Source organism: Mesorhizobium sp. M1D.F.Ca.ET.043.01.1.1 (assembly GCF_003952385.1).
GTDB lineage: Bacteria > Pseudomonadota > Alphaproteobacteria > Rhizobiales > Rhizobiaceae > Mesorhizobium.
The window spans coordinates 2,859,237-2,882,642 of sequence record NZ_CP034444.1 but is presented as its reverse complement, the minus strand read 5'-3'; the positions used below and the strand labels follow the sequence as shown (position 1 = coordinate 2,882,642).

Here is a 23,406-nt window from a genome sequence, read left to right as displayed (position 1 = left end):
CTCTCATCACCTTGCTTGCGCGCCGGCGGCCAGATCGCGCTCGATCAGGGCGACGGCCTCATCGATCCGCTCCAGACCTGCCGGCACTGCGAGCCGGCTGGCGCCGACCCGGGCGGCGAGCTGCGCGCATTGGCCGAGATGCGTGGACGCGAAATCGCCGACCAGAGCCTGCCGGCCGAACCGGGTGACGTAGGAGAACTTGATTATCGCCGGGAGGGCGCCGGCGCCCGGCAGCGGCGTGATCGCCGCACGCTCGCCGCGCTCCAGCACAAAGATCCGGGCTGCCGGCACGGCTTCGCCGGAAAATTCGGCTTGCAGGCGATGTTGCGCCTTCTCGATCTGCGGATGCACCTGCGGCCGCACCTCCGCTTGTCCGATCCGGATGGCGTCGGCGGCATCCGCTGCAAGCTTGAGCTGCGGAAAACCCGGCAGGATCATCGGCCGTGAAGGATCGGACAGGTCCAGCGCCACGACATCGTCGGTAAGGAGGAGATGACCGGCGCGGATCATCGCGCCCGCCGTGGTCGACTTGCCGGCGCCCTTGTCACCCATGAAGATCACGCTTTGGCCGCCCACGGCGACGGCGCTGGCGTGCAGGACGAGCAGACGGCGCTGATGCAGGGTGAGCGCCAGCACCGGACCCAGGAGCGGGAAGGCGAGCAGCGGATCGTCGATGCCCGGCGCCGGATCGACGTCGATCCTGGAAGCATCGCTGATCAGGAAGGTGCCGACGGCTTGCCAGGACAGATGTTGGCGTGTCGGCTCGAAACGAAAGGCGGTTCCGCCTTCCGTTGCAGGCCTGGTAAAGTCGACCGGAGCGACCGCGATCACGATATCGGGCGCCGTCGGCACGGCCGGCTGCAGCTCCGGCAGCGCCACCTCCGAGCTGATCGTCAGACCATAGGCCCGGTAGAAGCGGCGAACGCGTCCGTTTCGATCTTCGGGCCCGGCCTCGGGTACCGGCCTGGTGGCGGACGGAGCGATTGAAACATTCATGCCGGGTTCCCCGCGAGCTGGGTCTGCCGCAGCCAGAGCGATAGCGAGATCGAGCGCCAGACATATTGCACATCGAGCGGCGCGGCCTCGTCGGGCTTCTCGAGCAGCCGCGCGTAGGCGGCGTTGACCTGCGGGAGGTTGACATAGGGCGCGATGCGTTCGCCGTCCGACACCAGCACTGTGTCCAGCAGGTCGCGATGGTTGCGGAGCATGCCTTTGACCAGATTGGCGGTGAAATCGATCTTGTCCCGCCGCCATTGCACCATAGGCGGCAGCACGCCTTCCATCGCCCGGCGCAGCACATGGCGGCCGAAGCCGTTGTGGAGCTTCTTCTCGCCGGGCAGCGCCAGGCAGAACTCGACCAGCGGCTTGTCCCAGAACGGATAGCGCGGCTCGACGCCGAAATTGGCGGCGGCCTTGTCGAGCACCTCGAAGGCGTGCGGCACCAGTCCGGTCGAGAGCACCCAGCGATGGCTGAGCGTTTCGCTGGCGCTGACATTCGCCGGCATATAGCCGGCCCGGTGGAAGCGATCGACGAGGTCGGTTCGCCTGGCGAGCTCGCTGTTGACCAGGCCGCCCCAGGCCGGACCGCGCGCCTGCGCGGCGGGCCTCAGCCGCAGCCCGGACAGCAACCGGTTCATCCGACCTCTCCATCTGGCGATCCGCCACGCCGGTCCGTAGAGTGTCAGGAACCGGAAATACATGGCGAGCATGTCTTCGCCATAGGTTCCGGAAGCGCCGTGAAGCTCGCGCCATAGCGCGAGCCAGCGACCGGCATTGGCAAGCTCATGCAGCAGCCCGTGCCCATGCGAGACCACCTCGTCGCCGCCGTGGCCGTCGAGAAGCACCTTCACCCCCTTGGCGCCCGCGGTCTGGTAGATGCTGCGCGTCAGCGACAGGCCCGGCGCCAGGAACGTGCCCTGCTGCTCCTCTAGGATGCATTCGAACTCGGCGAAGGGCGCGTAGTCGCCCACGGAAATCATCGTGCCGTCGAGGCGATGCCGGGCGAGCACCGCGTCGATGAACGGTTTCTCGTCCATCGGCGAGCCTTTTTCGAAGACCAGCGAGAAGGTCTTGAGCCTCGGTCTGCCCTCGGCGGCTGCTCCGAGGCCCGCAACGCCGGCGATCGAGGATGAATCGAGGCCGCCGCTCAGCATCGCGCCGATGGCGGGAGTGCCGCGCATCCGGTTCCGCACGGACTGGGAGAAGAGATGTTTGAATTCGTCCGCCGCATCGGCGCGTAGCGGCCTTGGCGAAGGCTCGATCTGCCAGTAGCGGCGAAGCGTCACCTGGCTGTCCGTCACCGTCAGGGTGTGGCGGGCCGGCAGGCGGAAGATTTCGGTATAGTGGGTCGACTGCGGATCGTCGGGCAATCCGGCGAGGAAGCCGGAAATCTGATGCTCGCTGAGGCGTGTGCCGACACCGTCCAGGGCAAGGATAGGGCCGATTTCCGAGGCAAACGCGAAGCGCCCGGAGCTCGAGTGATAATAGAATGGCTTGATGCCGAAATGGTCGCGCGCGCAAAACAGCGCCCGGCGTTCCGCATCCCAGATCGCGAAGGCGAAATCGCCTTGCAGGTAGGTCGGGCAGGCCTCGCCCCATCTGAGATAGGCTCGCATCAAAAGCATCGCGTCGGCGACCGTCCGTTCGCGTACCCCGAGCCGCGCCAGAAGCTCGTCACGGTTGTCCAGTCGGCAGTCGGCCGTGATGGCGAGCTTGCCGCCGGCCATTGTCAGCGGGCCGGGAGCGTCCTCGCCCGTCGTGTCGAGCCAGGCATGGCCAAGCGCTGCGCTTTTGTCCGTCCACCATGAGCTGCCGTCGCGGGCCCGGTGGCGGATGCGCGAAAGCATCTGCTGGATATCGGCTGCTGCGGCGGGCCTGCCGTCTTGCCTCTGCAGAATTCCGGCGACGCCGCTCATGGCCTATTGCCCGTGATCGATGAGACGTGGTCAACGAGATGGGCGAAGCCGTTGATCGAGCCACCAAGCACGATGTGATTGCCGCTGACCAGCCAGGCATGCGCCTTGAGCTCCGCGCCGGTGTCGCGCTCGATGCCGATGCGGATCCTGGAAGCATTGCCCTGGCGGGCAAGCAGATATTGTCCGGCAAGGGCCTGGGTGAGGCAGCTGGCGCCGGGCACGAACCGGGCGGCGGCGGCAACGCCCCATGCGACGCGCCGCAGATCGGCGATACCAGCGTCATTCCTCGCCTCGAGGCGGGTCACCAAAGAGCGCATGCGGTTGTAGGAGGAGAGCGTCAGCCCCAGCCGCACGGCGCCGACCACTGCCAGGCAGCGTGCCAGAAACAGCACCTCCGGGCCGCTCAGCGAGAGGACCCTAGGCCATTTCCTCATGGTGGAGCCTCGCAAGCCCGGCTTCGATCAGTCCCTTGAGCAAGCCCTCGACATCGGCCTTGCAGCGTTCGGCATCGACATCATAGCGCACGCACACCGCGCTTCTTACGTCGAGGATCGGTCGCGGCTCCTGGATCAGCTCCCAGATATAGGCGCCGACGCCGTTCAGGCTGTAATAGATGTTGGATTTGAGATGGAGCAGCGCCAGTCCGTTGCCGAATTCGCAAGCCACCGCGTCGCCGGTCGCGACCACGCGGTCATGGTCCGATGGGTTCCAGTGCATCCTAAAACCTCATTGTTATACGCCACGCGTCTTCCAACCTGGACCGGGATCGGTTGCCTGCGATCGCCAAGCCAGAAAGCCGGGGGACACGAGCCCCCCGGCTCACCTGTCTAAAAGAACGCCCGGAGCCCCAACTTCTGCAAACTCCGAGCGCCTGCAACCTCAGGAGAAGGTGAGCTGGTCGAATGGCGTGTGCGCGGGAAATGCCGCGTCCAGCGCAGTCGTGCCAGCGCCGCCCTGCGTGATCGTTTCGATCGAACCGTGAACCGTCAGGCTGGGGGTCTCGTACTCATGCTTCTCAACATTCTGTTCCATTTTACTCTCCAACTGAGGACTGGAAGCGGCGTCAGAATGCCGCCAGCATACTGCTATGCTGCGTTGCAATTGCTGCACGGCAACATTTATGAGTCAAGCCTGATTTACCAGGCATTAATCAATTCTTGGTTGAGGCCGACTTCCTCAGTGATGACGCTGCCGGCTTTTGCATTTCGAACAAATATCGCTAGGACGCTCAATAGCGCATTTTTGCCGTTTAAGTAAGTATGTGATTTAATTGGAATAAATTTATAGACTCAAGCGACTGTCTCGCAATTGCGAAGAAAATACCGCAGAAAACAGCGATTGCCGGCTCTCCATTGCCGCATCGGGCCTGTCTTCAAAAGTGATCGGCGACACAGCGGATATGAACGCGAAGGTTGCAGACATGAGGCCGCTTCGGAAGGCGCCGGACGGCTGCCTGTGATTTTTGCCGATGCTTTTCTTCGCAGGTGCGGTATAAACGCCGCGGGGCGGTTTCGCGGAGAAACGACAACAGGCATGCCCGTGCAGGACGGTTCTTACGACAGGCTGCGTGCGGCCGGCTGCGCCGACGAGGTCGCCTATGTGCAGGCCTGTCTGCGGCTGTTCTTCAATCCGGCTGCGGGTGCCGTCGACCATGGCGGCATGCCGGCTCCGGCAATCTCGGCGGCCCATGTCGCCGACATTGCGAGGTTGAACAAGGTCGCGGTCTTCTTGCTCAAGGCTTTGGCGCCCGGGCTCACCGGCGCGGCGCCTCCCGGGCTGCTCGCATGGCTCGAAGGCTATCGCCGTCGCACCATGTCGATGAACGCCGCCTGCATCGGCGATTCGATCGCCATCCATCAGGTGCTGCGTGACAGGCGGGTCGACTTCGTCTTCCTGAAGGGGCCGCTGCAGCAGCAATTGCTCTATGGCGATCATTTCATGAAGCCGTCCGGCGACGTCGACATCCTGGTTTCGCCGGCCGGTTTCTCGGCCGCCCGCGAGGCGCTGCGCTCGGCCGGCTACGAGGTCGCGGGCAAATCCCGTTCGGTCTGGTGGGTGCGGTTCCTCGGCGAGCAGCACATGGTCCGCGACGACGGCGTGCGGGCTGCCACGGTCGATCTCCATCATCGGCTGCAGCAGCCGGGGTCGCCGAGCCCGCGCGACATCGACGGCTTCCTGCGCCGCAGGCGCGAGGTCACGGTTGCGGGCGCCGCCATGCCTCTGATTTCGGCATCCGACATGCTGCTCCTGTCCTGCATCAGCGTCGCCAAGGCCTTCTTCAACCGTGAGCCTTGCGCCGGCTATGTCTGCGATGTCAGAGCCGCGGCCAGCCGGCTGAGCGAAGCCGAGCAGCAGAAAGTGCTCGATCATGCCGCCGGGCAGGGCCTCGCCGACACGCTGCTGCTTGGTCTGCGCGCCGCCGATGTTCTATTGGGCGGTACCGCCACGCTGCTTTCCGACCGCGCTGTCAGGATACTGGCGCGCATCGACAATGCGGACCTCTTCCACATGGTGATCGCGCCCTGGCTGTCGTCGCTGCGCTGGCCGCAGCGGCGAACGGTGCTGTGGGAGCTCTGCGGCCGCGAGCCGGTGCGCTATCTGGCCGAGGCCGGCTGGGCGGCCTCCGCCGATCTCAGCCGGCGCCTCTTCGAGAGGCCGGCCGGGGCGCCGGTGCGGGGCAGCGGATGAAGACCGGTTTTGCATTCATGGGCGGGCTGTCACTCATGCAATCGAAAGGTGAATCATGCCCGTGACGACCCCCAGGGTCTGCGTCATCATCGCCGCCCGCAACGCGGCGCGGACCATACCGGTCGCCATCGCTTCGGCTCTGCGCGAGGCGGAGGTGGCGGAAGTCGTCGTGGTCGACGACGCCTCCGCCGACGACACGCACGGTGTGGCGCGTGCCGCCGATGACGGCAGCGGCCGGCTCAAGGTGATGCGTCTCGATGTCAATCGCGGTCCGTCCTTTGCCCGCAACGCCGCGATCAAGGCCTCCGTTTCGCCTTTCATCAGCATCCTCGACGCCGACGATTTCTTCCTCGAAGGTCGTTTCCGCCGGCTGTTTGCCAGCGCCGACTGGGATTTCGCGGCCGACAACATCATGCTGATCAGGGACGATGCCGCGGCCGATCCCACCAAGGTCGCTGCTCCGTCCTTCGCGCCCGAACCGCAGTTTCTCGATTTCGAGCGTTTCATCGACGGCAACATTTCCCGCCGCCGCGTGCTGCGCGGCGAACTGGGCTTCCTCAAGCCGGTGATCAGCCGGGCGTTCCTCGAGCGTCACGGATTGAGCTACGACGAAAACCTGCGGCTCGGCGAGGACTACGAGCTCTATGCGCGCGCGGTCGCCTGCGGGGCGCGTTTCAAGATCATCAAGTCCTGCGGCTACGGCGCGATCGTGCGAGCCGATTCGCTGAGCGGCCGCCACCGGACGCAGGATCTGAAGCGGCTTGCCGATGCCGATCTGGCGCTGCTGACGCTGGGCAACCTGCCGGAGGGCTCGAAGGCCGCGTTGCGGCGCCACGAGCGCCACGTGCGCGACAAATATCGGCTGCGCAATTTCCTCGACGTGAAGGCGGAGCGCGGCTTGGCGTCGGCCGCCGCCTATGCCTTCGCCAACCAGTCCAACCTGATCCCGATCGTTCGCGGCGTGGCCGCCGACAAGCTGGACGCGCTGTTCCGCCGCACCGGCATTGCTGCGAAGCAGCAGGTGCCGCCGATGCGCTTCCTGATGCCGGCAACAAGTGCCGCAAAGGAATGATCGGATAAAGGCGCCCGCTGTCGGGCCGTTCCCAAAAAAATCCGCTTTCCGAAACTACGAGGTTGCCTAGTTACTCCGAGAATGGCAGTCTATGTTGCGGTGCAGCAATTTCGAAAGGCCGATCGAATGGCTTCGATTTTTGGCTTCAGATCCAGGAACCCGGCCCGTGACCGGCAGACCGATCTCCAGCGTTTTGACCGTCTGACGAAGCTGTTCGACCAGATCGGCGCCGAGATCGAAGCCGAAAAGGCCGGGCTGGAGAACCGCTATCGGTCGACGGCGACTAACGCGGCTTTCCTGGTCGAGGCTATGGAGAACGGCTCCGCGTCGACGGAGAAGTCGTCGGATGTCAGCACGATGACCGGCGCGATCCTGAATTACGAGCGGCGCATCGCCGAGCTCACGCGCCAGAACGGTCTGATGAAGGAACTGCGTCATTCGCTCGACGCGATTGTCGACGGCGCGCAGCAGGCCGAGGCGCCGGCGGTATTGGCGAAGTCCGCGGGACGGGGCTGAAGGCATCCACGGGCACTGTCATCGATACGAGACCATTGAAGGAGTTCAAAAGGGCAGAAGATCGGAAACGGCTCGCTTGAGGCGGGCCGGGAGTGACTTTGGGTTGGGCGGACAACACAAGGTGAGTTTGTCATGAACGCAGATTCGAACAACACGTCCATCGCGGCGGCATGCGGCACGCCGCGTCCGCGCTCGAATGGATCACGCAGTCTTTGGCTGAGCTTGGCAGGCGCGCTGCTTGCCGTTGCAGCCGCAGTCTCGGCAGTCCCGCGTCCGGCGCATGCCGAGGAGATGCAGAGCGCGCCGTCCTTCGTCGACAATTTCTCGAACTTCGACCGTTCGCGCTGGTTCGTCTCCGACGGCTGGAACAACGGCAATCACCAGAACTGCACATGGTCGAAGGACCTTGTCCGGCTTTCCGACGGTGTGCTCTCGCTGAGCTTCGAAAAACGCAAGCTGAAGGATCGTGAGTTCGCCTGCGCCGAGGTCCAGACCAAGCAGCGCTACGGTTACGGCGTCTACGAGGCGCGGATGAAGACGGATACCGGATCCGGCCTCAACGCCGCCTTCTTCACCTATATCGGGCCGCAGGACAAAAAGCCCTGGGACGAGATCGACTTCGAGGTCCTCACCAAGGACCCGGCGAAAGTCCAGGTGAACAGCTACATCCAGGGCAAGCCGAAGAACGGCAAGCTGGTCGATGTCGAAGGCGGCGCCGACAAGGGTTTCAACGATTACGGCTTCGTCTGGGAAAAGGACCGGCTGCGCTGGTATGTCAACGGCAAGCTGGTCAACGAGGTGACCAATCCGGACGAACTGCCGACCAATCCGCAAAAGATATTCTTCAGCCTGTGGGGCAGCGACAAGCTGACCAACTGGATGGGCGCCTTCGCCGATCCCGGCCGCAAGGTGACGATGGAGGTCAAGCGCATCGCCTTCACCGCTTTGGGCCAACCGTGTCAGTTCCCGGAATCGCTGGCATGCAGCATAAGTAACAGCAACTAGGCATGATCCCCCAAACCGGGAACCTGTTTTGGGATAAGATCATGCGCGACATCCGGGCCCACGAAGGGCCTGGGGGACATCTGAACCGGCCGGGCCGCGACGCGGCCCGGCCTTGAACAGGAATAGAACCGAATGAACTTGACGGTGTTTGGAATTGGCTATGTCGGTCTCGTCCAGGCCGCTGTGCTCGCGGAGGTCGGGCACGAGGTGGTGTGCGTCGACATCGATGAAGCGAAGGTGGAGCGGCTCAATCAGGGCTTCATCCCGATTTTCGAGCCCGGGCTGGAGGCTCTCGTCAAGGAGAACCACGCCGCCGGCCGCATCCGCTTCACCACTGACGCGGCCGCTGCGGTCAAGCATGGCCAGATCCAGATGATCGCGGTCGGCACGCCGCCCGGCGAGGACGGCTCTGCCGACCTGAAATACGTGCTTGCCGTCGCCGAGGCCATCGGCAAGGAGATGGACGAGCTCAAGATCATCGTCGGCAAATCGACCGTGCCGGTCGGCACCTGCGAGAAGATCAAGGCCAAGATCGCCGAGACGCTGAAGAAGCGCGGCCGCGAGGACCTGAAATTCGACGTCGCCTCGAACCCGGAATTCCTCAAGGAAGGCTCGGCCGTCGCCGATTGCATGAAGCCGGACCGCATCATCGTCGGCACGTCCAGCGAGGACACCGAGGCGGTGATGCGCGAGCTCTACGCGCCGTTCAACCGCAATCACGAGAAGATGATCGTGATGGACGTGCGCAGCGCCGAGTTCACCAAATATGCGGCCAACTGCATGCTGGCGACCAAGATCAGCTTCATGAACGAGATGGCCAATCTGGCCGAGCAATTGGGCGCCGACATCGAGGAGGTGCGCAAGGGCATCGGCTCGGATCCGCGCATCGGCTACCATTTCATCTATCCCGGCCTCGGCTATGGCGGTTCCTGCTTTCCCAAGGATGTGCGCGCGCTGATCAAGACCGCCGAGGGCGTCAAGTTCGACGCCAAGCTGCTGCGCGCCGTCGAGGAACGCAACAACGCGCAGAAATCGGTGCTGTTCGACAAGGTCAACCGCTATTTCCAGGGCGCTCTCGGGGGCAAGACCTTCGCCCTCTGGGGGCTGGCCTTCAAGCCGAACACCGACGACATGCGCGAGGCCCCGTCGCGTACGCTGATGGAGGCGTTGTGGGCAGCGGGCGCCAAGGTGCAGGCTTATGATCCCGAGGCGATGCAGGAATGCCAGGCCATCTACGGTCTGCGCGAGGACCTGCTCTTGTGCGGCACCAAGGAAGCGGCGCTGCGCGGCGCCGACGCGCTTTTGATCTGCACCGAATGGAAGAGCTTCAGGGCGCCTTCCTTCGACGCGCTCAAGGATGCGCTGACCACGCCGGTCATCTTCGACGGCCGCAACCTCTACGACCCGAAGGTCATCGCGCGCTATGGCATCGAATACCATTCGATCGGCAGGATGGCGGCATGACGGTGGCTGCGGTGAGTCTCCCGCCGGTCGGTTCCGGCGACCAGCAATGGGCCTCGACAGTGATTGGAGGCCGACAATGATGAGGGGTCAGGCAACGATCCTGCGCGTTTCGCGAAAGGGTTCGATCCGATGGTGATGGATGTTCAGCCCGAACAGATCGCCAACGAGCATTTCGATCTCGTCGTCATCGGTTCCGGTTTCGGTTCGGCCTTTTTCCTGCATGAGTTCCTGAAGCGGCGCAAGGCGCGCGTCCTGGTGCTCGAATGGGGCCGCCACAACACGCATGAATGGCAGCTCAGCCAGAACGCCAACACCGACATAGACGACGAAAGCACCTACAAGACCGACAATGCCGACAAGCCGTGGAACTACACGATCGGCCTCGGCGGCGGCACCAACTGCTGGTTCGCGCAGACGCCGCGCTTCCACCCCAACGACTTCAGGCTGAAAAGCACCTATGGCGTCGGCAACGACTGGCCGATCAGCTATGACGAGTTGGAGCCGTTCTACTGCGATGCCGAGGAGGTCATGTCGATCTCCGGCGACCCCGACATGGCACGCATGCTGCCGCGCTCGCGGCCGTTCCCGCAGCCGCCGCACCGCATGTCGACGCCGGACCGGATGATGAAGGCGGCGCAGCCCGAGCAGCATTTCGTCATGCCGACCGCCCGTGCCCGCGTGGCGACGGCGCAGCGCACCTCGTGCTGCGCCAACCTCAGATGCTGGCTCTGCCCGGTCGACGCCAAGTTCACCGTCAACAACGGTTTGATGCACGTCTTCCAGCACCCCGACGTGTCGGTATGCCTGGGCGCCGAGGTGCGCCGGCTCGATCATGCCGGCGGTTCGGTCCGCTCGGTCGCCTTCGTGCGCAACGGCAAGGACTATTCGGTCAGCGGCGATCTCGTCATCCTCGGCGCCAATGCCATCCAGAGCCCGGCGATCATGCTGCGCTCCGGGCTCGGCGGCGAGCTCGTCGGGCTCGGCCTGCACGAATCCTATGGCTGGAACTACGAGGTCTATCTCGACGGCGTCGACAATTTCGATGGCTCGACCATCACCACCGGCTTGAATTTCGGCCTCTATGACGGCCCGCATCGCGCCGAGCACGCGGCGGCGCTGGTCTATTTCGAAAACCGCTGGCAGCATGGCATGCGCGCCGACAAGGGGCGGCTGAGGCAAGTGCTGCCGCTGGTCATCGTCACCGAGAACTTGCTCGACCCGGAAAACCGCGTGGTCCTCGACAAGGACGAGAACGCCTTCGTCAGCTTCAAGGGCGCGTCCGACTATGCGACCAAAGGCATGGCCAAGGCGCTCGAGCGGCTGCCGTCGCTGCTCAAGCCGCTGCCGGTCGAGCGGATCTTCGATCGCGGCATCAGGCCGACCGAATCGCATGTGCAGGGCACCTTGCGGATGGGCACGGGCCCGGCCGACTCGGTGGTCGACCGCGACATGATCCACCACCAACTCCGGAACCTCGTCGTCGTCGGCACCAGCACCTATCCGAGCTGTTCCTGCGCCAACCCGAGCCTGACCGCCGCCGCGCTTTCGTTGCGGGCGGCGAGCCGGCTGGCATGAGGGAGGGGCCGATGAAAATCACGCGACGCGCTGCACTCGCCGTTGTTGCCGGCGGCATCGCTTCGACCGGCATTGCCGCCGCGGCCGTATCGTCCTTCTCGGATGAGGATCTGGTCCGCGTCACGCTCGAGAAATATTTCGGGCCGCTCAACATGCGCATCGAGCATCTCCAGCAATTCGTGCTCGAATTCCGCAACCGCAACCCGTGGGTGTTCCCGAGCGACAAGCTGGCGGATGCGGTGACGCTTCTGGAGACCGTGAGGCTCGACAAGGCACGCGAATTGCTGCCCAGGCAGAAGCAGCAGGATGTCGGGAATTTCGAGCGCTGGATCATCGCCGAGTTCCATATGCTGACCGACTATGCCTGGCGCAGCTCGCCCAACGATCCGATCCGCTTCACCGGCTGGCATCCATGTACCAATCCCTTTGCCAATCTCGACCAGCAGAATGCCTGAAACCGCCCGGCGGGCATGCTCGCAGCCGGGCCAAGAAAAATGTGACAAGGAGCCGAGCCCATGAAAGTTCTTTTCGCAGGCGGTACTGGCTACACGCCCCAGTTCAGCGGCGGTGTCCAATCGAGCACGCATCACCTTGTCGAGCAGCTGATCGAGCACGGCCATGAGGCCTCGGTGCTGGCCGCCCTGTTTGGTCAGGGCATGTTCGGTTACAAGGCGCGCGCCAAGATGAAGCTCCTCGGCCAGCCTGCAGTGATCGACAGCTTTCCGGGCTACCCGGTGGTGCGTGCCTGGTTCCCCTGGGAGGCTGCGGCTTTCGCCGTCAAGAAAATGCAGCCGGACGTCGCCGTCGTGCAGTGCCACAACTCCGTTCCGGTCGGAAAGGCGCTGCAGGCCGAGGGCGTTCCGCTGGTCGTCTATCTGAGAAATGTCGAATTCCATGAACTGGGCGGCGACCTGCGCGAGCTCGATGCGGCGCGATACATCGCCAATTCCGAGTTCACGGCGCGCACCTACAAGCAGGAGTTCGGCATCGATTCCACGGTGATCCCGCCGACCATCAATCCGGCCACCTACAGCACGCCGACGACCGGTGAGTTCGTCACCTTCATCAACCCCTATGAGGAAAAAGGCTTTGACCTGGCCGTGCGCATCGCTGCCACCTGCCCGGAGATCCCTTTCCTGTTCGTCGAGAGCTGGAAGCTCGAGGACGACCATCGCGCGCAGGTCGAGCGGACCATCGCGCCGCTTTCCAACATCAGGCTGGAAAACCGCACCAGCGACATGAAAACCGTCTATGGCCGCACCAGGATCCTGCTGGCGCCGAGCAAATGGGAAGAGGCTTGGGGCCGCGTCGCGTCTGAAGCCCATTGCAGCGGCATCCCGGTTGTCGGTTCGCGGCGCGGGGGCCTGCCCGAGGCGATCGGCGCAGGTGGCGTGGTGCTGGACTATGACGCGCCGCTTGAGGACTGGGTCGGGTCGGTCAGGCGGTTGTGGAACGACCGCCAGGACTATGAGCGGCTCTCGGAGGCGGCGCTCACCTTCTCGCAGCGCCCGGAACTGGATCCCGACCGCCAGTTCGCCACTTTCTTCGGCCTGATCGAGAGGGCGGCGCAGCAGCGCTCCCGGAGGGCTGCATAGAGTCCCGAAAAGTGGGGACCTCGGAGAAGATCATGCTCCGATAAAGAGTTGGATCAGCATGCCGATTCAACGAAACGCCATGCTGATCCAGAGCGACTCCGGAGAATTGCGTACGCCTTCTCGATTACGCAAAGGCTAGATGCGTAAGATTTTACTTACGCAGGCCTTTTGACGCGGCTTTTCAGCATTTCATAGCCGCGTGCGCCCAGCAGGGCGCGCACTGCCGCTTTCGCGACCTTCTTGCGCCCGTCAGGCGAGTTGATCTGTCTGAGCCGGGCAGGAAGGTTGCGTGCCGTCTGCTGAAGCGCCGGCAGCGACAGCGCGTCGGGAAAGCTCACAATGTTGGTCTCGACGCAGAGCACCGGCTTGCCCGACAGCTTGGCGATCCTGAGCGCCTGTTCATGCTCGCTCTCGATGAACAGTATGGCGTCCGACTTGCGGTAGAAATCGGCCTTGAAGCTGCCATGCGCGCCGAGCCGCTGCCGTTCGGCCTTGCTCGGCAGGTCGAGCATGATGAGATGGTCGTATTTGATTTCGTGCTTCGCGAGCCATGCCTCGGTCAGCTTGCGGTACTTTTCCAGCCGGCTGGTCACCAGCCAGCCGATCTTGCGCGTCGGCCCGAGCAGCGGCCGCGCCTCGGCGAGGAATTTCTCGTAGGCCGGGCCGTCGTCATTCTCTTCCTCGGTCGGATCGAGGCAAAGCACGCCGTCTATGTCGACACAGCACTGCTCGAGGAAGACGTGGTGCATGAAGTTCCACTGGAACATCCTGGGATGCGGCACGACCTCGAAGACGATGTCGGTTTCCTTGTGCTGCGACAGCAGCCCGAACACGGCTGCGTAGACGAAATCGCCCTGTATGCCGGTAGCCGCGATCTTGCTGCGCGCATCGCGCATGGCGTTGCCGCCGCTGACGCTGTCGTCGATCACCAGGATCTTGCGCATTTCGGAATGTTGCCGGTCAAGCGCGGCGCGGCGCTTGGTGATCCCCGACGTGTAGATCTTGCCGGCGAGGAAGCTGTCGAGATCGGTCATCGGAATGTTAGCCGTCAGGCTTACCAGCGTCGCGGCGAGGATGCCGCTTCTCGGCACGCCGACCACCAGGTCGATGTCGCGCGGCAGCCGGTGCAGGTTCCGCGCGATCGCGTCGTTCATGTCTGAAATCGATCGGTAATTCATGCTGTTGCCTTACCCTCAAAAATCACCGGTTTGCGGTTGTCCCGGCAGCTGCCGGAATGCCATTTCAGTTGTGCCGCCAACGTCATTTCGCCTCGTTGGTCGCGGGGGAAAACCCGCGCGCCGGGATCAGCCGCAAGGCCTCTCGAAGCGCCTCGCGGCCGGTGCCGAAGGCGAGCGCTACGATGATGGTGACGACATAGGACAGCACCGCGCCGCCCGCCAGCGCAATCACGGGCTGCGCAGGCAGCATCGGCTTGGCGAGCCAGACCAGCGCCAGCGCCAGGTGCGCGCCGAGCACGAACGGGGTCGCCGCCCGCAGCACGTGGCTGGCCTTGAGCGGTCCGGTCTTGCCGACATAGAGCCAGAGGAAAGGCGTCCGCAGATATTCGCTGACCGCATAGACGATCGCGACGCCGAGCGCGCCATAGGGCAGGCCGATGGCGAAGGCCAGCACCGAGGTCACGGCGGTGATGATGCCCCAGCGCATGAAATCGCCCGAACGGCCCTGGCTGACGAACAGCCACCCGGCCGGATTGTTGAGCGGCTGCAGCAGGCCGGCGAAACCCAGCGCCAGGAAGATGCTGGCGCTCTCCCGCCACTGCTGGCCGAGCACGAAGGGGATGAGCGTATCCGACATGGCGGTGGCGAAGGCCACGCCCGGCAGCGCCACCAGAAGGATCAGCGGCATGACGCGCAGATAGGCGCTGCGGTAGCGGTCCGGCTCGTCCTTCAGCCGCGAAAGCGCCGGCACCATCACCTTCGACAGCGGATTGGTGATCTGGCTGAGCGGGAAGAGCAGCAGCTTGTAGGCGCGGTCGTAGAGGCCGAGCTGCGCCTCGCCCCAGTATTTGCCGATCAGCACGTTGTCGAGGTTGCGGGCAAAGAAATTGGCGAAGTTGAAGCCGGTGATGCCGGCGCCGAAATGGATCAGCTGGCTGATGCCCTCGACCTTGCGCGGCAGCCCGGGACGCCAGCGCGAGGAGGCCCAGTAGCAAAGCGTCGGCAAGACGGCGCCGGTCAGCGTGCCGGCGAAAAGCGCCCAATAGGAGCGGTCGATGAAGGTCCACGCGATCGACACGGCAAGGCCAAAAACGGCGCTGGCGACGTCGATGATGGCGAGCCGGGTGAATTCCATGCGGCGCGTCAGCAGCGCCAGATGCTGGGCGCCGAGGCCGTAGGCCATGATCTGCAGGCCGAACGCGGCAACCAGCCCGGTCACGCGCGGCTCGCCGTAGAAGACGGCCACCAGGGGAGCCGCCGCGGCAAGCACGCAGGCCAGGATCGCGCTCACCGCCGTGTTGATCCAGAAGAGGTAGTTGACCTCCTCATGCCGGATGCCGGTTTTCTGGATCGTCGCCTGGGTCAGGCCGAAATCCTGGAACAGCGCGATGAAGGCAAGCACCGGCGCGCACATCGCCACGACGCCGAAATCCTGCGGCGACAAAAGCCGCGACAAGACGATGACGGAGACGATCTGGGTGGCGACCCGCACGCCCTGCGCCATCGCTGTGACGACGGCGCCGCGCCCGACCGATCTGCGCAACGAGCCCTCGGGCGGATCGAATGCACTGGTTTCCAAATTCAGGAATCCCTGTTTTTGCATCCGGCCCGACATCGTCGCGACCGGCGCCCGCCGCCATCCACAAACTACCGCAAGAGGTTTTTGCAGCGCAACAAAAAATGTGTGTCGTTTGCTACGCTGCACCAAAAATGTTGCGATGCAGCAAAAGCTGTACTAGCATCCTCCTTGGGTGGCGGGCCCAACTGCGGTCGAGTTTCATGCTGCATGTCTTGTACCTTGTGCATGACGTATCCGACCCGGCGGTGCGCCGCAGGGTCAAGATGCTCAAGGCAGGCGGTGCCAGGATCACCCTGGCGGGTTTCCGCCGCACTCCCAAACCGGTCGCCGAGATCGAAGGCCTCGATCCGGTCGATCTCGGCCCGACGCGCGACGGCCGATTCGCGCAGCGCATCGGCGCTGTGGCCAAGGCCGCCATGTCGATCGGCGCCAAGCTCGCGGGCGTGGCGCGACCCGATCTGATCATTGCGCGCAACCTCGAGATGCTGGCGCTCGCCCGCCGCGCGAACCAGGCCTTCGGCGCCGGCGTGCCGATCGTCTACGAATGCCTGGATATCCATCGGCTGGTATTGCGCAACGACCTGATCGGCAGGACGTTGCGCGGCGCCGAGCGCCATCTCGCCCGCGACGTGAAGCTTCTGGTGACCAGCTCTCCCGCTTTCATCGCCAATTATTTCAAGCCGTTCGGGCAAATTGCCGCACCAGTCGAACTGATCGAGAACAAATATTTCGACACCATGCCGGTACCGGCCGACAATCCGCCTGAGAAGGACGGCCCGGCGGCGCCGCCCTGGCGCATCGGCTGGTTCGGCGCGCTGCGCTGCCGCCGCTCGCTGGAACTCCTGGCCGAATTCACCCGCCGGCAAAGCGGACGCTTCGAAGTGGTGCTCCGGGGCCGTCCGGCGCTGTCGGAATTCCCCGATTTCCAAGCCTTCGTCGAGGCCGAGCCCTGGCTTTCCTTTCGCGGTCCCTACCGCAATCCGGAGGACATGGCGGCGATCTACCGCGAAGTGCATTTCTCCTGGGCGATCGATTTCTTCGAGCAAGGCCAGAATTCCGAATGGCTGCTTCCCAACCGGCTCTACGAAGGCTGCCGCTTCGGCGCCGTGCCGATATCGATGGCGAGCACCGAAACCGGCCGGTTCCTCAAGCAGCAGGATATCGGCGTGCTTGTGTCGGAAGCCACGCCCGAAGGGCTCGACACCGCGCTTGGCCGGATGGGACAGGACGGCTTCGGCAAACTGAAGTCGCGGGTGCGGGCCCGCAATCCGAGGACCTGGAGCTACGACCGCGGCGACTGCCTGGCTTTCGTCGATAAGCTGCGCTCCCTGACCGCCGTTCGCGGAACCTTCGCGACCGAGGCGCTGGCATAGGATGGCTGAGAATGGACAAAAGCCGATGACGCGGACCGCCGCATCAAGCCTGATCGTTATTCCGTGCCTCAACGAGGCCGCCCATATCGGCACGCTGCTGGGGCAATTGCGTCCAGCCGCGGCGCGGCTTGGCGCACGCATCGTCGTCGCCGATGGCGGCAGCACTGACGGCACGCAAGCCATCGTCGAAAGGGTCGCCGCCGAGGATCCCCGGGTCCTGCTGCTCGCCAATCCGAAGCGCATCCAGAGTGCCGCCATCAACCTGGCGGTGGCGACGTTCGGCGACGGCGCCAATTATCTCATCCGCATCGACGCGCATGGCGGCTATCCCGCCGATTATTGCGACAGGCTGATCGAGGAAGCGCTTGCCGCGGGCGCCGATTCGGTCGTCGTCTCGATGCTGACCAGCGGCACCGGCGCAATGCAGAAGGCGGTTGCCGCGGCGCAGAATTCCAAGCTCGGCACCGGCGGCTCCAAGCATCGCCACATGTCGGCGGGCGAATGGGTCGACCACGGCCACCATGCGCTGATGCGCATCGCCGCCTTCCGGGCGGTCGGCGGCTATGACGAGAGCTTCAGCCACAACGAGGACGCCGAGCTCGACCATCGCCTCCGTCAGGCCGGCTACCGCATCTGGATGAGCGGCAGGACGCAGATGGTCTATTATCCGCGCTCCACGCTGAAGGGGTTGTTTTTCCAGTATCTCGGCTATGGCCGCGGCCGCGCTAAAAACGTGCTGAAGCACCGCATGATGCCGAAGCTGCGGCAGATGATCCCGCTGCTGGTGTTCCCGGTGGTGCTGCTGGCGGTCTTGTCTCCGATCTTCGTGCCGGCGGCCGTGCCGTTTCTGATATGGGCGGCGGTCTGTCTCGGCTATGGCGCCGTGACCGCGATCCGCCAGCGCAATCCGGCCATCGCGCTGGCCGGCGTGTCGGCGATGGTCATGCATTTGGGCTGGTCCATGGGCTTCTGGCTGCAAATCCTCGGCCCGCAGCCGTCGCGCGAGGCGGCGTGATGACTGCAAACAAGAACCGCAGCATCGACATCTGCATCTGCACTTTCCGCAGGGCGGAGCTTGCCGACACGCTGCGCTCCATCGCCGCGTTGGAGAGGCCCGCCGGCTTCGAGATCGGCGTCGTCGTCGCCGACAATGACGACGAGCCGACGGCGCAGTCGCAGGTGAAGGCCATGGCGCAGGAGCTGAAGCTGCCGATCCGCTATCGCCACGCCCCTGCGCGCAACATCTCCATCGCCCGCAACGCCTGCCTCGATGCCAGCGTATCGGACCTCGTCGCCTTCATCGACGACGACGAGACGGCCTCGCCGGGCTGGCTTGCCGAGCTCGTCGCGACCGCTGAGGCGACCGGCGCGACGGCCGTGCTCGGCCCGGTTCGCGCGACATATCGCCAGGATGCGCCGGACTGGATGCGCAAGGGCGACTTCCACTCGACCTTGCCCGTCTGGGTGCGCGGCGAGATCCGCACCGGCTACACCTGCAATGTCCTCCTCAGGATGACCGAGGAAAGCCTGCGCAACCGGCGCTTCAGCCTGGCGCGCGGCCAGACCGGTGGCGAGGACACCGAATTCTTCGACGGCATGGTCAAGTCCGGCGGACGCATTGCCTTCGCCCCGCGGGCCTTTGTCGACGAGGTGGTGCCGCGCTCGAGGGCTGCCTTCGAGTGGCTGCGCCGCCGCCACTTCCGCTTCGGACAGACGCATGGCCACCTGATCGGGCGCAATGCCGGCGGTGTGCGCCGCATCAGTCAGGTCGGCCTCGCTTCGGCCAAGGCGGCCTACTGCTTCGGCATGGCGCTTTTGACCGCGGTCAGCCCCGTGCGGCGGAACCGCAGCGTGCTGCGCGGCATTATGCATGTCGGCGTCGTCAGCGGGTTGGTCGGCGTCCGCGAAATCCGCCAATACGGCCTGAACCCACAGGAAGGGGACAAGCGTGCAGCCTGACGTCAGCTTCGTCATCGCCGCCTATAACGCCGAGGCGACCCTCGACCGGGCGATCGCCAGCGCCATGGCGCAGCGCGACGTCGCGATCGAAATCATCGTCGTCGACGACCGGTCGCGCGACCGCACGCTCGATATCGCGCGCGCCTATCCCGAGGACATCGTGAAGGTTGTCGCGCTTCCCGCCAACCGGGGTCCGGGCGGCGCCAGGAACGCCGGGCTCGATCTCGCCCGCGGCCGCTGGGTGGCCGTGCTCGATTCCGACGATGCAATCCTGCCCGGCAGATTGGCGGCCATGATCGCGCGGGCGGAAAAGGCAGGCGCCGAGATCGCGGTCGACAATGTCCAGGTCGTGCGCGAGGACGGCACGCCCGACGACATCATGTTCCCGACCAGCTATCTCGAGGAACTCGCCGAGATATCTCTCGCCGACTACATCGCCGGCAACGTGGTCTTCGAGTCGCGCTTCAACCTCGGCTACCTGAAGCCGATCTTCCGGCGCGGTTTCCTCGACGAAAACCGGCTTCGCTACGACGAGGATCTGCGCATCGGCGAAGACTACATTCTTCTGGCGAGCGCGCTGGCGAAGGGCGGCCGCTGCGTGGTCGAGCCGACCGTCGGCTATGTCTACCACATCCGCACCGGCTCGATCTCGCGGGTGCTCGAATTGCACCATGTCGAGGCGATGGCCAAAGCCGACGCAGCCTTCGCCGCCGCGCATTTCATGGACGATGGCGCCAAGGCGGCCTTCGCCAGGCGCGGCCGCAGCCTGCGCAAGGCGGCCTCGTTCTTGTCATTGGTTCAGCACATCAAGGCGCGTGCGCCGCTCAAGGCGATCCGCACGGCGCTCAGCGATCCGGCCGCGGTCAGGCATATGTCGATGCCGATCGCGGTTCGGCTGAAAAGGGTTGCGGCACAATTTGCCGTGGGCATGGGGAGGTGAAGAATGCGGGCGCATGGAATGCGGTTTCATAGCCAGCGATAGTAAAAATCGATCTCCTCAGAAGGAATAAGCAATGCAGAAAGTCAGGAAGGCAGTCATACCGGTGGCGGGGCTCGGAACGCGGTTCCTGCCGGCGACCAAGTCGATGCCGAAGGAAATGCTGCCCGTCGTCGACAAGCCCGTCGTGCAATATGCCGTCGACGAGGCGTTCGAGGCCGGGATCGAGCACATCGTCTTCGTCACCGGCCGCAACAAGGCGGTCATCGAGGACTATTTCGACCTGCATCCTGAACTGATCGGAACGCTCGAGCAGACCGGCAAGAAGGCGCAGCTCCAATCGCTGGAGAGCCTGCTGCCCGTGGCCGGCGCTACCTCCTTCATCCGCCAGCAGTCGCCGCACGGCCTCGGCCATGCCGTATGGTGCGCGCGCGACGTGATCGGCAACGAGCCGTTCGCGCTGCTGCTCCCCGACATGGTGTCCTTCGGCGCGCCGGGCTGCCTCGCCGAAACCGTCGATCTCTACCAGCGGACCGGCGGCAACGTGATTGCCGTCGAGCGCTGCGATCCCTCGGAAACCGGCAAATACGGCATCGTCGGCCGTGGCGCCGAGGTGGCCTCCGGCTTCGAGGTGACCGCCATGGTCGAGAAGCCGGCTCCCGCCGCCGCGCCGTCGAACTTCTACATCAACGGCCGCTATATCCTGCAGCCGGAGATTTTCGGCCTGCTCGGCACCCAGCAGCGCGGCGCCGGCAACGAGATCCAGCTCACCGACGCCATGGTTCGCCTGGCCGAGAGCCAGCCCTTCTATGCCCAGCCCTTCAACGGCCGCATGTTCGACTGCGGCTCCAAGGAAGGCTTCATCGAGGCCACCATCGCCTTTGCTCTGGCGCGCGACGACATGAAAGGACCTGTCTTCGAAATGCTGCAGCAGTTCGTCCGGTCGCACGAGCGCCGGGAAGTGGCCGCATAATGCCCATTTTTTGGGTGCATATGCGAAATCGCGATGGCGCGACAGCCGCGCAAGCGCTTGGCCTTCCTGGCCAGGCGCCTCGTGGCACGGATGTTGCGTGGTCTTTTCTGGTAACGACGCCACTCTTCGAAGGCCGGTAGCGCCTGCAACCTGGAATTGGACCGAAGATGAATTATGCCAACTTTCCTCTCGACAAGAGGATGCCATTGCCCAGCACCGAACCGGAAAAGGGTGAAGACTTCATCGACGTCGAGCGCCTGCTTGGCATGGCGGCCCGGCAGGTCAAGGTGGTGGCGGTCTGCGCCGTCATCGGCCTGTTCCTGGGCGTGATCTATCTCCAGACGACGCCCAAGCAATACACGTCCGTTGCCAGCGTGCTGATCGACGAGGGCCTGAACAAGGTCGTGGACGACATCTCGGCGGTCAGCACTACGCAGCAGACGGACGCGACGATCCTCAGCCAGATCGAGATTCTCAGCTCCGCGCGACTGGCCTCGGTGGTCGTCGACAAGCTGAAGCTCGACCAGAACGACGAGTTCATGAACCCGCCGCAGTCGGCTTTGGCCAAGGGTGTCGGGTTCCTGCGCGGTATCGTCGCCTATTTCCGCGGCAGTTCGGCCAGCGAACTCCCTGGGATCGAGAATGTGGATGCCGCGACGCGCGAAGCCATGATGAAGGCCGCGACCCATGACTATGCGGTCCTCGTTCTGCAGACCGGATTGATGGCGGATCGCAACGGCCGCAGCAACGTCATTACGTTGGGCTATCAGTCGACGAATCCGGCTCTCGCAACGGCAATCACCAAGGCCTATTCCGATGCCTATCTGGCCGATCAACTCAACGCCAGCTTCGACGCCACCGAGCGAGCGGCTGTGTGGCTGCAGGGCAGGCTGACCGAGCTTCGCCAAAGCTCGCAACAGGCCTCGATGGAGGTCGAGAAATTCAGGGCCGAGCACGGGCTGTCCGCAAACAGCGACGGCCAGTTGATCAGCGGCAAGCAACTGTCCGACCTCAACGCCCAGCTCATCATCGCGCAGGCCGATACGGCGCGCGCCAGCGCCCGCTATCAGCAGTACAAGGCGATAGTCGACAGCGGCTCCGAGAATGCTTTCAACGATTCGGCGATTGCATCCGATCAGCCGAGCAGCTCGGTCATCATCGGGCTCAAGACCCGTTATCTCGCCGTCTCCAAGCGGCTGCAGGATGTCGAGGCGAATTTCGGCAAGGACCACCCCCAGGCTGTGACGCTCGCCAGGGAAAAGGCCGATGTGTCGGCGCAGATCTTCGGGCAGTTGAAGCAGATCACCGAAAGCTATCGCAACGACTTCCAGGTGGCGCAGGCGCGTGAGGCCGAGCTCAGGCAGAAGATCGCGACCGCCGCCGGCCAGAGTTCGATCGACAACGAGTCGCAGGTGAAGCTGAGGGAGCTTGACCAGCAGGCGCAGGCGCTCTCCACGCTCTACCAGACCTTCCTCAGCCGCTACCAGGAAGCCTCGCAGCAGCAAACCTTCCCTGTCGGCAAGGTGCGCATAATCTCGGACGCGAACGTGCCGCTTGCCGCGTCGAGCCCCCGCACCATCAGGGTGCTGGCGCTTTCGCTGGTGCTTGGCCTTATGCTCGGCGCCGGTTTCGGCGGCCTGAACGAATTCAACGAGCGCTTCTTCCGGACGGGCGAGGACGTTCGCGACCGCGTCGGCCTGAAGTTCCTCGGCTATCTGCCGACGATCGGCGGCGGCAGGGCCAAGGAAGCGAAGCCGGACGACCTGCCGGCCGACGGCAAGGTCGCCAGCCTGTCGGCGGCCGAAAAAAGGGCGCGCATGCGGGTCAGCCTCGACGCGCCGGCCTCGATGTTCGCCGAGACGCTGCGCAACGCCAAGATCGCGTTCGACGTGGTGATGGAAGACAAGGACAGCCGGGTCATCGGCGTCATCTCGGTCCTGCCCGGCGAAGGCAAGTCGACGGTCGCGGCAAACCTCGCAGGGCTGCTCGCCGCCAATGGCGCCAAGACGCTGCTGATCGACGGCGACCTGCGCAATCCGGGCCTCAGCCGCAGCCTCGGCATGGAGACCGAGCATGGGCTGATGGAAGCGGTGGTCAACGGGCAAACCTGGCAATCGGTCGGCAAGGTCGACCGCCAGACCAAGCTGGCGATCATCCCCGCCGTGCTGCGCGGCCAGTTCTCGCACACCAGCGAGCTTCTGGGCTCGGCCGGCATGCGGCGTTTCATCGAGAACGCCAGGGAGACGTTCGAATACATCATCGTCGATCTGCCGCCGCTCGGCCCGGTGGTCGACGCCAAGGCCTTCGCGCCCCTGGTCGACGGTTTCGTGCTCGTCACCGAATGGGGCCGCACGCCGCGCGCCATGGTGCGCTCGATGCTGGAACAGGAACCCTACATCGCCGACAAGGTCGTCGGCGCGGTGCTCAACAAGGTCGAGCTGAAGAAGCTGGCGAAATACGGCTCGCTCGGCGGTTCGGAGAAGTTCTTCGACCGCTATTCGAGCTACTATCTGGAGAAGTCGGAATCGCGCGCCAAGCAGGCCGCCTAACAAAGACTCACAGCGCGTCGCCTGAATC

Annotated in this window: 21 protein-coding genes; 14 read left to right on the top strand and 7 right to left on the bottom strand. The window is 64.4% G+C overall.

Translation table 11 applies throughout. The features are described 5' to 3' along the window. Positions 1–6: 6 nt before the first annotated feature. The 5 genes from EJ067_RS14010 to EJ067_RS13990 form a co-directional block, all read right to left on the bottom strand. A complete protein-coding gene (locus EJ067_RS14010) occupies positions 7–996 on the bottom strand; it encodes a serine kinase (RefSeq protein ID WP_245468267.1) in 990 nt (329 codons plus the stop codon). Beyond that, positions 993–2,915 (bottom strand): lasso peptide isopeptide bond-forming cyclase, encoded by a 1,923-nt coding sequence (locus EJ067_RS14005; protein WP_126086249.1) that lies wholly within the window; start codon positions 2,913–2,915, stop codon positions 993–995. Before EJ067_RS14005 ends, EJ067_RS14010 begins: the two co-directional genes overlap by 4 nt. Continuing rightward, a complete protein-coding gene (locus tag EJ067_RS14000) occupies positions 2,912–3,349 on the bottom strand; it encodes a lasso peptide biosynthesis B2 protein (RefSeq protein WP_126086248.1) in 438 nt (145 codons plus the stop codon). The genes EJ067_RS14005 and EJ067_RS14000 overlap by 4 nt, the downstream gene beginning before the upstream one ends. Beyond that, positions 3,333–3,632, bottom strand: coding sequence for a PqqD family protein (locus tag EJ067_RS13995; protein ID WP_126086247.1), 300 nt, complete (start codon positions 3,630–3,632; stop codon positions 3,333–3,335). The genes EJ067_RS14000 and EJ067_RS13995 overlap by 17 nt, the downstream gene beginning before the upstream one ends. Before the next feature lie 162 nt (positions 3,633–3,794). Next, positions 3,795–3,947 (bottom strand): lasso peptide, encoded by a 153-nt coding sequence (locus EJ067_RS13990; protein WP_124999709.1) that lies wholly within the window; start codon positions 3,945–3,947, stop codon positions 3,795–3,797. Between the two features lie 501 nt (positions 3,948–4,448). Here EJ067_RS13990 and EJ067_RS13985 point away from each other — a divergent pair. The 8 genes from EJ067_RS13985 (at position 4,449) to EJ067_RS13950 (ending at position 12,830) form a co-directional block, all read left to right on the top strand. Continuing rightward, a complete protein-coding gene (locus EJ067_RS13985) occupies positions 4,449–5,603 on the top strand; it encodes a nucleotidyltransferase family protein (RefSeq protein WP_126086246.1) in 1,155 nt (384 codons plus the stop codon). A gap of 55 nt (positions 5,604–5,658) precedes the next feature. Beyond that, complete coding sequence (locus tag EJ067_RS13980) at positions 5,659–6,675, top strand: glycosyltransferase family 2 protein (protein WP_126086245.1); 1,017 nt, start codon at positions 5,659–5,661, stop codon at positions 6,673–6,675. Between the two features lie 126 nt (positions 6,676–6,801). Beyond that, positions 6,802–7,191 carry a hypothetical protein gene (locus EJ067_RS13975; RefSeq protein WP_126086244.1) on the top strand — a complete coding sequence of 130 codons (390 nt, stop codon included), beginning with the start codon at positions 6,802–6,804 and terminating at the stop codon, positions 7,189–7,191. Positions 7,192–7,323: 132 nt separating this feature from the next. Beyond that, entirely contained in the window at positions 7,324–8,196 is an 873-nt protein-coding gene (locus tag EJ067_RS13970) for a family 16 glycosylhydrolase (protein WP_126086243.1), read from the top strand. 132 nt (positions 8,197–8,328) lie between these two features. Continuing rightward, positions 8,329–9,660: a UDP-glucose/GDP-mannose dehydrogenase family protein gene (locus tag EJ067_RS13965; RefSeq protein WP_126086242.1), complete on the top strand. Its 1,332-nt coding sequence runs from the start codon at positions 8,329–8,331 to the stop codon at positions 9,658–9,660. A gap of 129 nt (positions 9,661–9,789) precedes the next feature. Beyond that, positions 9,790–11,235, top strand: a complete 1,446-nt coding sequence (locus EJ067_RS13960) for a GMC family oxidoreductase (RefSeq protein WP_126086241.1) — start codon at positions 9,790–9,792, stop codon at positions 11,233–11,235. An 11-nt stretch (positions 11,236–11,246) separates the two neighbouring features. Further along, positions 11,247–11,690 carry a hypothetical protein gene (locus EJ067_RS13955; protein WP_126086240.1) on the top strand — a complete coding sequence of 148 codons (444 nt, stop codon included), beginning with the start codon at positions 11,247–11,249 and terminating at the stop codon, positions 11,688–11,690. A gap of 60 nt (positions 11,691–11,750) precedes the next feature. After that, on the top strand, positions 11,751–12,830 hold the full coding sequence (locus EJ067_RS13950) for a glycosyltransferase (protein WP_126086239.1): 1,080 nt from the start codon (positions 11,751–11,753) through the stop codon (positions 12,828–12,830). Positions 12,831–12,985: 155 nt separating this feature from the next. Here EJ067_RS13950 and EJ067_RS13945 read toward each other — a convergent pair whose 3' ends face one another. Next, the gene (locus tag EJ067_RS13945; RefSeq protein WP_126086238.1) at positions 12,986–14,008 is read right to left on the bottom strand and encodes a phosphoribosyltransferase; all 1,023 of its coding nucleotides are present in this window, start codon (positions 14,006–14,008) and stop codon (positions 12,986–12,988) included. A gap of 82 nt (positions 14,009–14,090) precedes the next feature. Next, positions 14,091–15,587 (bottom strand): lipopolysaccharide biosynthesis protein, encoded by a 1,497-nt coding sequence (locus EJ067_RS13940; RefSeq protein WP_126086237.1) that lies wholly within the window; start codon positions 15,585–15,587, stop codon positions 14,091–14,093. Between the two features lie 200 nt (positions 15,588–15,787). Here EJ067_RS13940 and EJ067_RS13935 point away from each other — a divergent pair, with 200 nt between their 5' ends. From EJ067_RS13935 to EJ067_RS13910, 6 genes are all read left to right on the top strand, one after another. Further along, positions 15,788–16,960: a glycosyl transferase family 1 gene (locus EJ067_RS13935; RefSeq protein WP_126086236.1), complete on the top strand. Its 1,173-nt coding sequence runs from the start codon at positions 15,788–15,790 to the stop codon at positions 16,958–16,960. 25 nt (positions 16,961–16,985) lie between these two features. Beyond that, positions 16,986–17,975 (top strand): glycosyltransferase family 2 protein, encoded by a 990-nt coding sequence (locus EJ067_RS13930; RefSeq protein WP_126086235.1) that lies wholly within the window; start codon positions 16,986–16,988, stop codon positions 17,973–17,975. Beyond that, positions 17,972–18,919 carry a glycosyltransferase gene (locus EJ067_RS13925; protein ID WP_126086234.1) on the top strand — a complete coding sequence of 316 codons (948 nt, stop codon included), beginning with the start codon at positions 17,972–17,974 and terminating at the stop codon, positions 18,917–18,919. Before EJ067_RS13930 ends, EJ067_RS13925 begins: the two co-directional genes overlap by 4 nt. After that, positions 18,909–19,859: a glycosyltransferase family 2 protein gene (locus EJ067_RS13920; RefSeq protein WP_126086233.1), complete on the top strand. Its 951-nt coding sequence runs from the start codon at positions 18,909–18,911 to the stop codon at positions 19,857–19,859. Before EJ067_RS13925 ends, EJ067_RS13920 begins: the two co-directional genes overlap by 11 nt. A gap of 73 nt (positions 19,860–19,932) precedes the next feature. After that, positions 19,933–20,829 (top strand): UTP--glucose-1-phosphate uridylyltransferase, encoded by an 897-nt coding sequence (locus EJ067_RS13915; RefSeq protein WP_126086232.1) that lies wholly within the window; start codon positions 19,933–19,935, stop codon positions 20,827–20,829. Between the two features lie 167 nt (positions 20,830–20,996). After that, positions 20,997–23,378 (top strand): polysaccharide biosynthesis tyrosine autokinase, encoded by a 2,382-nt coding sequence (locus EJ067_RS13910; protein ID WP_126086231.1) that lies wholly within the window; start codon positions 20,997–20,999, stop codon positions 23,376–23,378. Positions 23,379–23,406: the final 28 nt, after the last annotated feature.